At 53.7% G+C, this 13,715-nt stretch carries 12 protein-coding genes; 6 read left to right on the plus strand and 6 right to left on the minus strand.

Translation table 11 applies throughout. The annotated features are described in order from the left end of the window. Positions 1–11 precede the first annotated feature (11 nt). The 4 genes from ahcY to AC07OI_RS26310 all read left to right on the plus strand — a co-directional run bounded on the left by ahcY (position 12) and on the right by AC07OI_RS26310 (position 3,260). Positions 12–1,439: an adenosylhomocysteinase gene (gene ahcY, locus AC07OI_RS26295; RefSeq protein ID WP_492705405.1), complete on the plus strand. Its 1,428-nt coding sequence runs from the start codon at positions 12–14 to the stop codon at positions 1,437–1,439. 110 nt (positions 1,440–1,549) lie between these two features. Beyond that, entirely contained in the window at positions 1,550–1,909 is a 360-nt protein-coding gene (locus AC07OI_RS26300; RefSeq protein WP_492705407.1) for a phage holin family protein, read from the plus strand. Further along, on the plus strand, positions 1,896–2,723 hold the full coding sequence (gene metF / locus AC07OI_RS26305; RefSeq protein ID WP_492705409.1) for a methylenetetrahydrofolate reductase [NAD(P)H]: 828 nt from the start codon (positions 1,896–1,898) through the stop codon (positions 2,721–2,723). Before AC07OI_RS26300 ends, metF begins: the two co-directional genes overlap by 14 nt. 237 nt (positions 2,724–2,960) lie before the next feature. Then, positions 2,961–3,260 carry a DUF3592 domain-containing protein gene (locus AC07OI_RS26310; RefSeq protein ID WP_495259235.1) on the plus strand — a complete coding sequence of 100 codons (300 nt, stop codon included), beginning with the start codon at positions 2,961–2,963 and terminating at the stop codon, positions 3,258–3,260. Here the strand turns inward: AC07OI_RS26310 and AC07OI_RS26315 are convergent. After that, complete coding sequence (locus AC07OI_RS26315) at positions 3,257–4,159, minus strand: AEC family transporter (RefSeq protein WP_495259326.1); 903 nt, start codon at positions 4,157–4,159, stop codon at positions 3,257–3,259. The two genes, AC07OI_RS26310 and AC07OI_RS26315, sit on opposite strands and share 4 nt — an antisense overlap. Before the next feature lie 210 nt (positions 4,160–4,369). Here AC07OI_RS26315 and AC07OI_RS26320 point away from each other — a divergent pair, with 210 nt between their 5' ends. Then, positions 4,370–5,152: an oxygen-binding di-iron domain-containing protein gene (locus AC07OI_RS26320; protein ID WP_492705413.1), complete on the plus strand. Its 783-nt coding sequence runs from the start codon at positions 4,370–4,372 to the stop codon at positions 5,150–5,152. A 6-nt stretch (positions 5,153–5,158) separates the two neighbouring features. On the opposite strand, the gene AC07OI_RS26325 is transcribed toward AC07OI_RS26320, so the two are convergent. Then, positions 5,159–5,638 carry an Lrp/AsnC family transcriptional regulator gene (locus AC07OI_RS26325; protein WP_423012917.1) on the minus strand — a complete coding sequence of 160 codons (480 nt, stop codon included), beginning with the start codon at positions 5,636–5,638 and terminating at the stop codon, positions 5,159–5,161. A gap of 178 nt (positions 5,639–5,816) precedes the next feature. Here AC07OI_RS26325 and metC point away from each other — a divergent pair, with 178 nt between their 5' ends. Continuing rightward, entirely contained in the window at positions 5,817–7,043 is a 1,227-nt protein-coding gene (metC, locus tag AC07OI_RS26330; RefSeq protein ID WP_492705415.1) for a cystathionine beta-lyase, read from the plus strand. 33 nt (positions 7,044–7,076) lie between these two features. Here metC and AC07OI_RS26335 read toward each other — a convergent pair whose 3' ends face one another. The 4 genes from AC07OI_RS26335 to AC07OI_RS26350 all read right to left on the minus strand — a co-directional run bounded on the left by AC07OI_RS26335 (position 7,077) and on the right by AC07OI_RS26350 (position 13,686). Next, positions 7,077–7,580, minus strand: coding sequence for a GIY-YIG nuclease family protein (locus tag AC07OI_RS26335; RefSeq protein ID WP_492705416.1), 504 nt, complete (start codon positions 7,578–7,580; stop codon positions 7,077–7,079). 331 nt (positions 7,581–7,911) lie between these two features. Further along, positions 7,912–10,170: a penicillin-binding protein 1A gene (locus AC07OI_RS26340; protein ID WP_495259236.1), complete on the minus strand. Its 2,259-nt coding sequence runs from the start codon at positions 10,168–10,170 to the stop codon at positions 7,912–7,914. An 8-nt stretch (positions 10,171–10,178) separates the two neighbouring features. Further along, a complete protein-coding gene (locus AC07OI_RS26345) occupies positions 10,179–11,987 on the minus strand; it encodes an ABC transporter ATP-binding protein (RefSeq protein WP_495259327.1) in 1,809 nt (602 codons plus the stop codon). Continuing rightward, positions 11,935–13,686: an ABC transporter ATP-binding protein gene (locus AC07OI_RS26350; protein ID WP_495259237.1), complete on the minus strand. Its 1,752-nt coding sequence runs from the start codon at positions 13,684–13,686 to the stop codon at positions 11,935–11,937. The genes AC07OI_RS26345 and AC07OI_RS26350 overlap by 53 nt, the downstream gene beginning before the upstream one ends. Positions 13,687–13,715: the final 29 nt, after the last annotated feature.

Raw genomic sequence — 13,715 nt, forward strand, 5'->3', positions numbered from 1 at the left:
AGGAGGGCGTGATGAACGCCGTCGTAGCAAACACATCCAATACTGCTTCCCAAGATTTTTTCGTTGCTGACCTGAGTCTGGCTGACTGGGGCCGTAAAGAAATCCGCATTGCTGAAACAGAAATGCCAGGCCTGATGGCTATCCGTGAAGAATTCGCTGCTACCCAGCCTCTGAAGGGTGCGCGTATCACCGGTTCCCTGCACATGACTATCCAGACTGCCGTGCTGATCGAAACACTGCTGGCCCTGGGGGCAGAAGTGCGCTGGGCATCTTGCAATATCTACTCCACACAAGATCACGCAGCCGCAGCGATTGCTGCTGGCGGCACACCAGTGTTCGCTTTCAAAGGCGAAAACCTGGATGAATACTGGGACTTCACCCACCGCATTTTCGAATGGAAAGACGGCGGCTATTCCAACATGATCCTTGACGATGGTGGCGATGCGACATTGTTGCTGCATTTGGGTACACGTGCAGAAACAGATATTTCTGTCCTGGCCAATCCAGGTTCAGAAGAAGAAATCTGCCTGTTCAATGCGATCAAAAAACACCTGGCGATTGATGGCACCTGGTACTCCAAACGTCTGGCAGAAATCAAGGGCGTGACAGAAGAAACAACGACAGGCGTACATCGCCTGTACCAGATGCACAAAGACGGCAAACTGGCTTTCCCGGCTATCAACGTCAATGATTCCGTTACCAAGTCCAAGTTCGACAACCTGTATGGCTGCCGCGAATCCCTGGTTGATGGTATCAAGCGTGCCACTGACGTCATGATCGCTGGCAAGGTCGCCGTTATCGCCGGTTACGGTGATGTAGGCAAGGGCTCTGCGCAAGCCATGCGTGCTTTGTCTGCACAGGTTTGGGTAACTGAAATCGATCCTATCTGCGCATTGCAGGCAGCGATGGAAGGCTACCGCGTCGTGACCATGGAATATGCTGCTGAACATGGCGACATTTTCGTGACGACGACAGGTAACTACCACGTCATCAGCCATGCTCACATGCTGAAGATGAAAGACCAGGCCATCGTTTGCAACATCGGTCACTTCGATAATGAAATCGACGTCGCTGCATTGAAGCAATACACCTGGGAAAACATCAAGCCACAAGTTGACCACGTGATTTTCCCTGACGGCAAGCGCATCATCTTGCTGGCAGAAGGTCGCCTGGTTAATCTGGGTTGCGGTACTGGCCATCCATCGTATGTCATGAGTTCTTCTTTTGCTAACCAGACTATTGCGCAAATCGAATTGTTTGCCAATACAGCGAAATATCCGGTAGGCGTCTACACGTTGCCTAAGCATCTGGATGAAAAAGTCGCCCGTCTGCAATTGAAAAAACTCAATGCACAACTGAGCGTGCTGACAGAAGAGCAGGCTGCCTATATCGGCGTGAATCAAAACGGTCCATACAAGCCAGATCACTACCGTTATTAATCACCTTAGTTGCCTATCCGTGTTTGCAGTTTTTGGGTTGCAGACGTGGATAGGTGCAATGAAGCTGTATCTTGTGGCTACAGCTTCATCCCTCTACAACAGGAGCATGTATGCGTTTACTGGCAACCTGGTTGGTCAATGCGCTGGCTTTGCTGGCGATTCCTTATCTCATTTCGTCGGTGCAAATCGACACTTTTGGTACGGCACTGGTCGTGGCAGTCGTGCTGGGCCTGGTGAACACCATCATCCGCCCCATAGTCTTGATACTGACGTTACCGGCAACGGTATTGAGTCTGGGTCTGTTCATCTTCATCATTAATGGCCTGATGTTCTGGGCAGTGGCAAATATGGTGGATGGCTTTCATGTCACCGGCTTCTGGGCCGCAGTGGGTGGTGCATTGTTGTATAGCGTGATCTCCTGGGCACTCTCGACCTTATTGTTGCAAAATAAAAAAGATGAAGACGCCTAATTTCAGCATAGAATTTTTTCCGCCCAAGACGGCGGAAGGCACGGAAAAGCTGCGTGTCACCCGGGCCAAACTGGCCGAACTTAAACCCAAATATTTCTCTGTCACTTTTGGTGCCGGCGGTACTACCCAGCAGGGCACGCTCGATACCGTGACCGAGATACGCCGTGAAGGCCACGATGCCGCGCCGCATCTGTCCTGCGTCGGTGGTACGCATGCATCGATACGTGCGATCCTCAATGAATATAAGGCCAATGACATACGCCGCCTGGTTGCCCTGCGTGGCGATTTACCCAGTGGCTATGGCATGGGCGGTGAATTCCGCTATGCCAATGAGCTGGTGGAATTCATCCGTGCCGAGACTGGTGACTGGTTCCATATCGAAGTAGCAGCCTATCCTGAGATGCATCCACAGGCACGTTCACCGCAAGATGATCTGAACAGCTTCGTGCGCAAGATGAATGCAGGGGCCAATGCTGCGATTACCCAGTATTTTTATAATGCGGATGCCTACTTCCGCTTTGTTGAAGAAGCGCGCAAGGCTGGCGTCACAGCACCTATCGTGGCCGGCATCATGCCTATCACCAATAGCACGCAGTTACAGCGTTTCTCTGAAATGTGCGGCGCAGAAATCCCGCGCTGGATACGCCTGAAGCTGGCCAGCTATGGTGACGATACTGCCTCCATCAAAGCCTTTGGCCTGGATGTGGTGACTGCCATGTGTGAGCGTTTGCTGGCAGGTGGTGCACCGGGTTTGCATTTCTATTCTCTGAATCAGGCCGCGGCAACGACGGCAATCTGGCAAAGACTGGTTTAATATAGATGTTTGTGTTCATCTCTAAATAATCCCCGCCAGAGATGATCTGCCGGGGATTTTTTTTAAGCCAGAATGATGATTTCAACAGGAATTATTTGCACTATTGTGTTTTTGCTCCTGGCCGTTGTGGCCACGGCTTGGTCCGCCCTTGAGTTTTTCCGGGCGCGTCAAAGTACTCACTGGCCTACTGCGCATGCAACAATCAGGCGATGCAAGTTGCAACGATACTGGCGTCCCATGACGGGGTATAAAGACAGTATTGGGCAGGAGTGGAGTTTCCAGATATTGTATGACTACAGCGTCCTTGGGCAGGCTTATCAGGGTTACCGGCCATTTTTTGGCAGTGCGCCGAGCAAGCGTGTCGCCAGGAATATCGTTGCCAAATATTCTGAGGGCAGCACTGTCGCTATTGCTTACCACCCGGACAAGCCCGGTTTGAGTGTATTGATTCCGGGTGCAAACCGCTTTGCCTGGTCAGGCTTGTTGGCCGGGCCTGTGATGCTGGTGCCAGCTTATATTGCCTGGCGTTTTTTCTAACGCAAACCCAGCCACAAACCCACAGGCACAAACAGTACAGCTGCGGCGTTACCAAGCAAGACTATTGAAGCCACCTTATCTGGTTCTTGCTTGTACTGCTCTGCCACCATGAAGCAAAATACTGCCGGTGGCAGAGCCGCAAACAGGTACATCTGGCCGCGCTGGGTCGCTGTCAGCGGCAAGATAAATTCCAGCATTCCGGCCACCAGCAAACCCGCCAGCGGGCAGACGATGGCACCGGCCATGCCTATGCGCCAGCTGGCGAAATTGATATCCAGCATGCGCACTCCCAGCGCAAACAGCATGATGGGGATGCAGGCGTCGCCCGTCATTTTCAAAGCCAGGAATAAGGTGGGCTGCAGGGGAATATGCAAGATCGCGAACAGCATGCCTGCCGCCATTGCCAGCATCATCGGGCTTAACAAAAAGCGCCAAGGGTTGTCCTGATGATCAGGATGCCCATGCTGGATGATGCGTATGCCCACCGTGAAATACACCAGGTTGCAGGCCATGAACAATGCCACCGCAGCCGACAGGCCGCTGGTGCCAAATGCAAGTGCTGCCAGCGGCAAGCCCATATTGCCGCAATTGTTATACATCATCGGCGGCACAAAGCTGCGTACATCGTAACCCAGCAAACGTGCTACCGGCCAGGCCAGCAAACCCGAACCCAGGGCGATCAATGTCCCGGCAAGTATCAGCCACAGATTGTGGGCAACATCAAAGTCCTTGCCCGCCAGCGCAGTGAAAATCAGCAGGGGGCATAGCACATCCATGCTGATGCGGTTGACTGACACCATATCCGCCGCTGCAGACGGGCCTTTGCGCCGTGCATAGACATAGCCCAGGCCAATGATGATGAACACAGGAAGAATAATGGAAAGTATGCGTTCTATCATGCGTGCGCTTGCCGGAAAAATGAGGAGAGATAGTCTTGCTTCAGCCAGAGTGTAGCTGCTTTGCTGGTATTGCGCTGTGGCAGAAAACACAGATGACAAGATTTCATGTGAACGGCATTAGCAAAAAGCCTTCTCTATCCTTGATCCACGTCAAGAGCAAGGCCGCCAGTTTTCCTACAATATCCGTTCATAGCTACGTGCGGGGATCAATTGGCGATAGAACTTTTTAATGATGGCAAACACATCTGTGTGATGTTCAATGATCTGCTCGATGACACTGCAGACCATGCCGTCCAGGCCAATCAATTCCTTGTCGTTTCTGACGGTGAGGGGGCTTTGATAGATCCTTCCGGCAATCTGACCTATAACGCGCTGCTGGTGAGTTTACACAAGTATTTGCCCAAGAAAGATCTCAAGTATTTGTTTGCTTCGCACCAGGACCCGGACATCATAGGCGCACTCGACAAGTGGCTGATGGGCACGAATTGTGATTTGTATGTATCTAAATTATGGTCACGCTTTGTCCCGCATTTTTGTAACCTGAACCGTGCAGAAGGCCGTATCGTCGGCATCCCCGATGAAGGCATGCCTGTGCGTTTGCGCGACACCATCATTCATGCCGTGCCGGCGCATTTCCTGCACGCAGAAGGAAATTTCCAGTTCTACGACAGCAAATCAAAGATACTGTTTTCTGGCGATGTCGGTGCTTCCATGGTCGATGCGCATGATATAGAAGCAGCCATCACGACCAAGGCGCAATTCCTTGACCATGTGCATACCATGAGCGGTTTTCACAAGCGCTATATGGTCTCCAACAAGGTCTGCCGCCTGTGGGCGAATATGGTCAGGAAAATGGATGTGGATATGCTGGTGCCCCAGCATGGCCGCTACTTCCAGGGGCGTGAAGCAATCACGGCTTTTCTGGACTGGATAGAAAACCTGCAATGCGGCATAGACTTGTTCACGCAAGAGCACTATCGCTTCAGGGGATAAAAAAGCTCAGGTTTTGCCACTTTTCAGCACCGCATAATTCAACGGCAAGGCCGTGGTGTTCTTGATGACTTCCATCACAAAGCTGGAACTGACGTCCTGCAAGTCAGCCACCTTCACCAGTTTTTTGTAGACCTGATCAAAGCCTGCCATATCTGGCACATACACCTTCAACAGATAGTCGATCTCGCCACTCATCCGTAAGATTTCGACTATCTCTGGGATCGCACCGACGCCAGCGATAAAACGCTGCATCCACTTCTCATTGTGCTGTGCTGCCTTGAGCGCCACCATCACCGTCAAACCGAGGTTCAGCTTGACCGGGTCGCATAGCGTGACCTGCTGCCTGATCACGCCATCCTCCTGCAGTTTTTGCACGCGCCGCCAGCAGGGCGTGACGGACAGATGCACGGCCTGGGCCAGGTCAGCCAGTGCAATGGAGGCATCTTTCTGCAAGATATTCAGAATTTCTAGATCAATTTTATCCATATTTTCTAATTTATAGTAAATTTTTCTAAAAATAGCATAAATCCTTGAATAATTTGGTAAAAAATTCTTATCGGCTGTTGCTAGGATGTGTCTTGTACACCCTGAAGTGTTCATGGTCTTTATGAATGCATATCAGGGGAGCAATCAGCTAATGCACAGAATTAACAAAGGAATCACCATGAATATCGTCGAGCCAGTAATGCAAACCGCAACCCGCCTGACCCATGCCGGCCGCAAGGGCAAGGACCATGCAGCCTTTGTGAACCCATCCGTAGTGCGCGCATCGACCATGCTGTTTCCTGATGTCGCTTCCCTCAAGAATGCCTGTGGCACACGCCGCGCCTATGGCCGCCATGGTAATGAAACCACACAGGCGCTGGAGCAGGCCCTGTGCGCTGCAGAAGGCGCTGCTGCCTGCATGCTGACACCGTCTGGCCTGTCAGCCGTCACCACTACCTTGCTGGCGCTGCTGCAGCCTGGCGATCATTTGCTGATGGTCGATACCGTGTATGACCCTACACGTCTGTTTTGCGATGGCATGTTGAAACAGATGGGCGTCACCACGACTTATTACGACCCACTGGTAGGCCGTGGCATTGCTGATCTCATGCAATTCAATACCAAGGTGATCTTTGTTGAGTCGCCAGGTTCTCTGACATTTGAAATACAAGACATTCCCGGCATTGCCGCTGCCGCCCATGCGCGCGGCGCGGTGGTGGTATCTGATTCCACCTGGGCGACACCGATAGGTTGGGATTCGTTTGAACTGGGTATTGATGTCTCCATCCATGCCGCCACCAAATACATCGTCGGTCATTCTGATGCCCTGATGGGTGCGATCCTGACCACGGCAGCGCTGGAAGAGCGCATCCGCAATACCTACCGCCAACTGGGTATGACCATAGGTGCAGATGACGCGGCACTGGCCTTGCGGGGTTTGCGCACCCTGGCAGCACGCCTGGCTGCGCACAGAGAAAGTGCACACGTGGTCGCGCTCTGGTTGCAAGAGCAGCCAGAAGTGGCCGAGGTCTTGTACCCGCCCATGCCCGGCAGCCCTGGCCATGAATTATGGAAGCGTGACTTCAAAGCCGAATATGCCTGCGGTTTGATGGGTGCGGTATTCCGTGCTGACATTACAGAGCAGCAAGTCGCGGCACTGATAGACCGTACCCGTCTGTTCGGCATCGGTTTTAGCTGGGGTGGCTACGAGAGCCTGATCTTGCCAACCAATCCGGCATCCTACCGCACTGTGAATGCCGCCAAATGGCAGGCACCCATGTTGCGCCTGCATGTAGGGCTGGAAGCAGTGCAGGATTTATTAGCTGATCTTGATCAGGGTTTTGCAGCCCTGCGCAAGGGCCAGGAAACAGGACGTGAGCGCAATTATCTGAAGGCCGTGGTGTAGTTGGAATATTGAGTTGAAATACGGCCCACCAGTTCAGCTATTCACCCAGGCGATTGCCTTCTTGAATATGCCGGAAGGCGGCGGGGTGAAGGCTTCGGTATTGCTGGTGCTGGGTTCGTCTGGTTCGAGGTGGCGCATCATCGATAGGGTGTGTTGCTGGCGTATCAGACCCTGGCGGTTGATGGTGGCAATAATATTGGCTATTTTCCCGGCGGCGTCGTCAAGATCGAATTCATAGAATTCATCCCCGCGCTTGCCGCGACGTTCATGCTGGAACAGTTTCAGGATTTCATCGAGAGCCTGGCCGCAATCCTTGGTATGCAGTTCGAATGCGCATTCATAGAGACCAGGGATCAGTTGCTGCTGGTCACGGTTGAGTTCCATGGCCTTGGAGACACCAGAGCGGCGGGTAGCACCGATCTTGTACAGACCCTGGCGCAAGCCATCGTTTTGCAAAATGTAGATAGTACCTGGCGTCCCATGCATGAATTGCGGTTCGCGTGGCAAAGACCTTTGCGGGCGGTAGGTAGTAGTCATCTCTTAACCTGACATTTTGTAAAGGGATGCTGAAGAGTCTACAAAATGTGAGGGATGTTTCAGACGCGGAATAAGGGGGTGCTTTGCGCTCTGTTTGTTGCTTAGAAATTCGGAATAGAAGTTGGCAATACTGAATTACCGCCATCCTGTGCCTGTTCCCGGTCAGGATTTCCAGCCCGTTGGCCTCTGCCAGCGGGCTTTTTTTATGGCGAGCATGATTTGTCATGCGCCTGTCACTTCCAGCCACTACCATGCGGCAGTCCTGAAAAGTTTTACCTCCAAAGGTCGGGATACTTGCCCGCAGAGCGATCTGCGGGCTTTTTCTATCTGACTACTGCGTCGCAGTCGTAGCTGGTGCTGCTGCTGCCGGGGTGTCCCCCATATCCAGCGTGCGTACCCCGGCACCATTCAAGAATTCATTAAACATCCAGTCCCCCTCTGCATTGCTGACACCTTCAGGTACCGCACGGGCTACTTCTGGCTTGCCAGACAGTGCCACGCGCATGCTGTCTATCCAGATAGGCAGGGCCAGTGTCGCTCCAAATTCACGGCCACCCAGGCTTTTCGGATCGTCATAGCCCATCCAGGCCACCGCCACCACATTGGCGGCATAACCGGCAAACCAGCCATCGACAGCGTCGCTGGTCGTGCCTGTCTTGCCAGCCAGGTCACGGCGTCCCAGTTTTGCCGTGGCGCTGGCACCGGTACCGCTGCGCACCACTTCACGCAACATCAGGTCCGTGATGTAGGCATTGCGTGCATCGATGACACGAGATTCTTCCTGCGCCTTGGCAGGCGGTTTGTTCTCAAACAGTACGGCACCCTTGCCATCCACCACCTTGCTGATCAGCCAGGGGTTGACCGCGTAGCCACCATTGGCAAACACCGCATAGGCCGATGCCAGTTGCAAGGGTGTCACCGAACCTGTGCCCAGGGCCATGGTCAGGTTGGCCTGGTGCTTGTCCTTGTCAAAACCAAAGCGCGGCAACCAGGACTTGGCCTGGTCAACACCGATGGCTTTCAATATGCGTACCGACACCACGTTCTTGGATTGCGCCAGCGCAGTACGCATGGTGATGGGGCCGTCATATTTGCCGTCATCATTACGCGGGTCCCAGCGCAGATTGCTGTCTGATGTCTCCGAAAGTTGCACGTCATTGATCAGTGTGCCAGGGTAAAAACCTTTTTCCAGCGCGGCAGAATAAATGAAGGGCTTGATGCTGGAACCCGGCTGACGCCAGGCACTGGTCACATGGTTGAATTTCTTGCGGTTGAAATCAAAGCCGCCTACCATCGCGCGGAAAGAACCATCGTCTGCATTCAGTGCCACGTATGAACCTTCAACTTCCGGGATTTGTGTAATCGCCCAGCGTTTTTTTGCATCCTGTATCACACGTATCACCGAGCCTGGGCGTATCTTGATGCCCGCCTTGGCCTTGTCGGTCAGTGCCGCTGCGGCAAAGCGCAAGCCATCGCCAGTGATTTCTATGCTGTCACCGGATTGCAGTTCAGCCTTGACGATCTTGCCGGATGCCTGGGTCACGACTGCCGCCAATACCTTGTCATTGTCAGGATGTTTGCGCAAGATCTGGTCTATGGCGTCATCGCGCTCATCTTCATCGGCAGGCAAGTCTATATGGGCTTCCGGGCCGTCATAACCATGACGCTGGTCATAGGCCATGATATTGCGGCGCACGGCTTCATAAGCAGCATCCTGCTCGGCCTTGTTGATGGTGGTGTAGACCTTGATACCCTTGGTGTAAGTGTCTTCCTTGTATTGCGCAAAAATACTCTGGCGTACCATCTCGGCAACATAATCAGCATGGGCATCGAATTGCTGGCCTTTGACGACCTTGATTTCTTCTTTGGCAGCGGCTTCCATCTGCGCTTGCGTGATGAAGCCATTCCTGACCATGTTTCTCAGGACCAGTAATTGTCTTTGTTTGGTCTTTTCAAAATTGACCGCGGGATTATGCCTGACGGGGTTTTGCGGCACACCTGCCAGCATGGCGGCTTCTGCCAGCGTCAGCTGATCGAGCGATTTGCCAAAGTAGGTTTTGGCTGCACTGGAAAAACCATGGCTGCGCTGGCCCAAGAAAATCTGGTTCATATACAGCTCGAGTATCTGGTCCTTGCTCAGTGCGTCTTCAATGCGGTAAGTCAGCAGGATTTCTTTCAATTTGCGCGGCAATGACTTTTCATTACTGAGGAAGAAATTGCGTGCCACCTGCATGGTGATGGTCGATGCACCCTGATGAAAACCGCCACGCAAATCTGCCACGATGGCGCGGGCCGCACTGCGGAAAGAAATGCCACCATGCTCATAAAAACGCTCGTCTTCAATCGACAGGATGGCATTCTTCATGACAGCAGGAATCTGCTTGATGGGTACAAAATCCCGGTGTTCTTCACCAAACTCCCCGATCAGGGCATTGTCTGCCGTGTAGATGCGCAGCGGGATTTTTGGGCGGTAGTCAGTCACCGCTTCCAGTGTTGGTAAACCAGGCGCGACGACAAAAAATATAAAGGCCAGACCCGCCAGTAACAGGGTGGTACAAAGGCTGAGGCCAAACACTATCCATTTCTTCATGCTATTCCTTACTCTTCCAGGGTTTGCAACAGATACAGGCGCTGGTATATGCCTTGATCCACTTGCATTAATTCTTGATGATTGCCTTGCTCTGCCAGCTTGCCGTGATTCAGCACGATGATGTTGTCGGCGTCACGTATGGTAGAGAGCCTGTGGGCAATCGCGATGATGCTGACTTTGCCCCGCAATTCAATCAGTGCGGTTTGTACTACCTGTTCGGTTTCACTGTCGATATGGGAAGTCGCTTCATCCAGGAACAGGATGCGCGGTTTGCCAGCCAGCGCACGGGCAATTGCCAGCAATTGTTTTTGCCCGGTGGAGAGTCGCGCACCACCTTCGCCCAGCGGTGTATCGTAGCCGTTTTCCAGTTGCAAAATAAAATCATGGACATGCGCCGCTTTGGCCGCAGCGATGATATCTGCCTCGCTGATGTCACGGCCCATGGCGATGTTTTCGCGGGCATTAGCCGCCAGTAAAAATGGCTCTTGCGGTACCAGCCCCACCTTCTCGCGGAAGTGCGCATCCGTGATGCTGGCCAGCGGCTGAGCATCGACTTCCATGCGGCCAGACTGTGGCGTGTAAAAACGCAGCAAGAGACTCAGCAGGGTGGATTTGCCGCTACCGGTATGGCCGACGATGCCATAAAAACTGCCCGCCGGGATATCCAGACTGAAGTCATGCAAGACTGGACGCGCCGGATCATAACCAAAATTCACTTTGTCCAGCGTCAGGTGGCCGTCAGTAATACGCGCATCGCTGCTGGCCTGTACATGCTGGTGTTCATTCAGCAGCTTGTTGACACGCGCAGCAGAAACCACGGCTTGCTGTATCTGGCCAAACTGCAGGGTGATCTGTATCAGCGGCTCTACCACGCGGGCGATATAGCTGACAAAGGCATACAGCACACCTATCTCCACACCAGAAAAACTGCGCTGGCTGAAAGTGAAAATCACCACTACCAGTAACAGCGAATTCATCAGGTCCAGCGCCGGGCGCAACAGCCAGGCATTAGCACGCAATTCATCCAGCCTGGCGGCATAATGCAATTGATTGGTCGTGGCAAAGCGCTCACCAAAACGGCGCTCGGCATTGCTGGCTTGCAGCGTGCTCATGCCATTGATGCTCTCTGCCACCTGGGCATTGATTTCACTGCGCAACTGGCGCGCCTTGCTCACGGCAGGCGCACTCCAGCGCTGGTAAAACCAGACGATGATGATGACCGCCGGTATCAGCATCAGCACAATCAGCATCAAGCGCCATTCCAGCAAGGCCATGGCAGTCAGGGCGCCAAGGACGACGATGGAACTGTCAAGCATGACGAACAGCACCTGCACATACAGGTTCTTGACCGCCTCAGTGTCATTTGTTACGCGGCTCACCAGTTGCCCGGTAATTGCCTTGTCAAAGAAAGCCATGGGCAGACGCAGTACATGTTCATACACCTGTTCACGCAAGCGCCGTACAGAACGCATGGCGACACCAGCCAGGCGCGTCAGTTGCAGGTAGCGCAGCCAGGTCGCGCCCCAGCCCGTCAGCACATAAGCTGCCAGCAGGCCGATGACCATGCCCATGTCCATCTGGTGTGGCAACAGGTAACGGTCTATGAAAGCCTTGCCCAGAAAAGGGCCGACAGCTTCCAGGCCAGCGGCGATAGATAAAAAGAAGATGCCCAGCCAGACATGGCGTTTTTCACTGCGGGCTGCGTGCAGCAGCAAATGCACTGCCTGTTTTTTTTCTGACATGGCAGCGGGTAATTGTTTCGTATCAGGCTGCATCCAGGCTTGCTTCCAATTGTTGATAACGCCATTGCGTTGCATACCATCCATTCAAGTCCAGCAAGGCCTGATGATTGCCTTGCTCTATGATCTTGCCTTCGCGCAAAACCAGGATGTGATTGGCTTCCAGTACCGCACTCAGGCGGTGGCTGACGATGACGGCACTGCGTTCAGGATGTTCTTGTCGCAACTCTGCCAGGTGTTGCAGGATATGAGTCTCAGTTTGCGTATCTACTGCCGACAAGGCATCGTCGAGCAATAATAAAGGGCTGGCCGTCAACAGGGCACGGGCGATGGCTACACGCTGTTTCTGGCCGCCAGACAGAGTTACGCCACGCTCACCCACCAGTGTGTCATAGCCATGCGGGAAGCGCTGGATATCATCATCCACCGATGCCAGTTGTGCAGCCTTCATGACCTCGGCACGGCTGGCGGCAGGATTGCTGAGCGAGATATTGTCAGCAATCGAAGCCGAGAATAAAAACGGTTCCTGCGCCACCCAGTTGATGGACAGGCGCAGGGCTTGCAATTTATAGTCTGCCAGTGCATGTCCGCCCCAGGCTACCTGACCTTGCTCAGCCTCAATCTGGCGCAGCAGCAGGCGCACCACGCTGGATTTACCTGAGCCGGTAGGACCAACTATGCCCAGGGTTTGTCCAGGCGCAATACGCAGGCTTATGTCTTGCAAGGCTGGCCTGGTTTGTCCAGGATAAGCGAAGCTGACTTTGTCCACGACCAGATCACCGCTTGGTGGCGTGTCCAGCTTGCCCTCATCATTGACGCTGAGTTCCTGCGTCAATACCGGTTCCAGCCGCGCCCAGGCAGCCTTGCCGCGTTCCAGCAATGACAAGACCCAACCCGCAGCAAACATCGGCCAGATCAACTGGCCCAGATACATGGAAAAGCTGGTCAAGGCACCTATGCTCATTTCACCATGCCAGACCAGGTAACCGCCGACGCCCAGCGTCAGCGCACCGGCCGCAGTCAGGGACAGGCCCACTGCCGGTTCATAGGCAGCTTCCCAGCGTTGCGCATTCAGGCTGGCAGCGGCAGCGTTTTCTGCCAGTTCGGCGAACTGCGCGGCGCTGCGTTGTTCCAGGCCCAGGGCGCGCAGGGTGCGCACGCCGGATAAAGTTTCCTGTACCTGGTCATTGAGCTTGCTGAAACGGTCTAGCGAATCGCGTGATGCATCCTGTATATGATGGGTAATGTGCTTGAAGGCCCAGGCCATGAAAGGGAAGGGCAGCAAGGCCGCCAGTGCCAGTCGCCAGTCCACGCCCAGCAGCATCATGCCTATCACCAGGGCAAAGGTCATGCTGCCATCAAAACCGGCGAGGGCGGCTTCACCTGCGGCCAGTTCTATGGCATCTGCATCATTGGTGCCCAGCGCCATCAGGTCGCCAGTTCTTTGTTGCTGGAAAAAGCGTGAACCCTGCACACTCAAACGTTCATACAAACGGGTACGCAACTGCATGCCCAGTTGATAAGAAGCCGTAAACAATTGCGTGCGCCAGCCTACCCGCAGGAAGTAGATGGCCAGGCCCATGCCCAGCAGCCAGGACAGTTCCCACATCAGGGCTGTGTTGTCAAAACGACCCGCCACCATGCCATCGATAATCATGCCGACACGGCGTGGTATCAGCACCGTCATGACGGCAACGGCAAACAGCATGAGGCCAGCACTGATGTACTGACGCCAGTGCTGGCGGATAAATTGCGCTAAAAGCTGGTACAGACTCATGGATGATTCAGACCAGCAAGACAGAAAAT

The sequence above is a fragment of the Undibacterium sp. GW821-FHT07F11 genome (assembly GCF_059418665.1).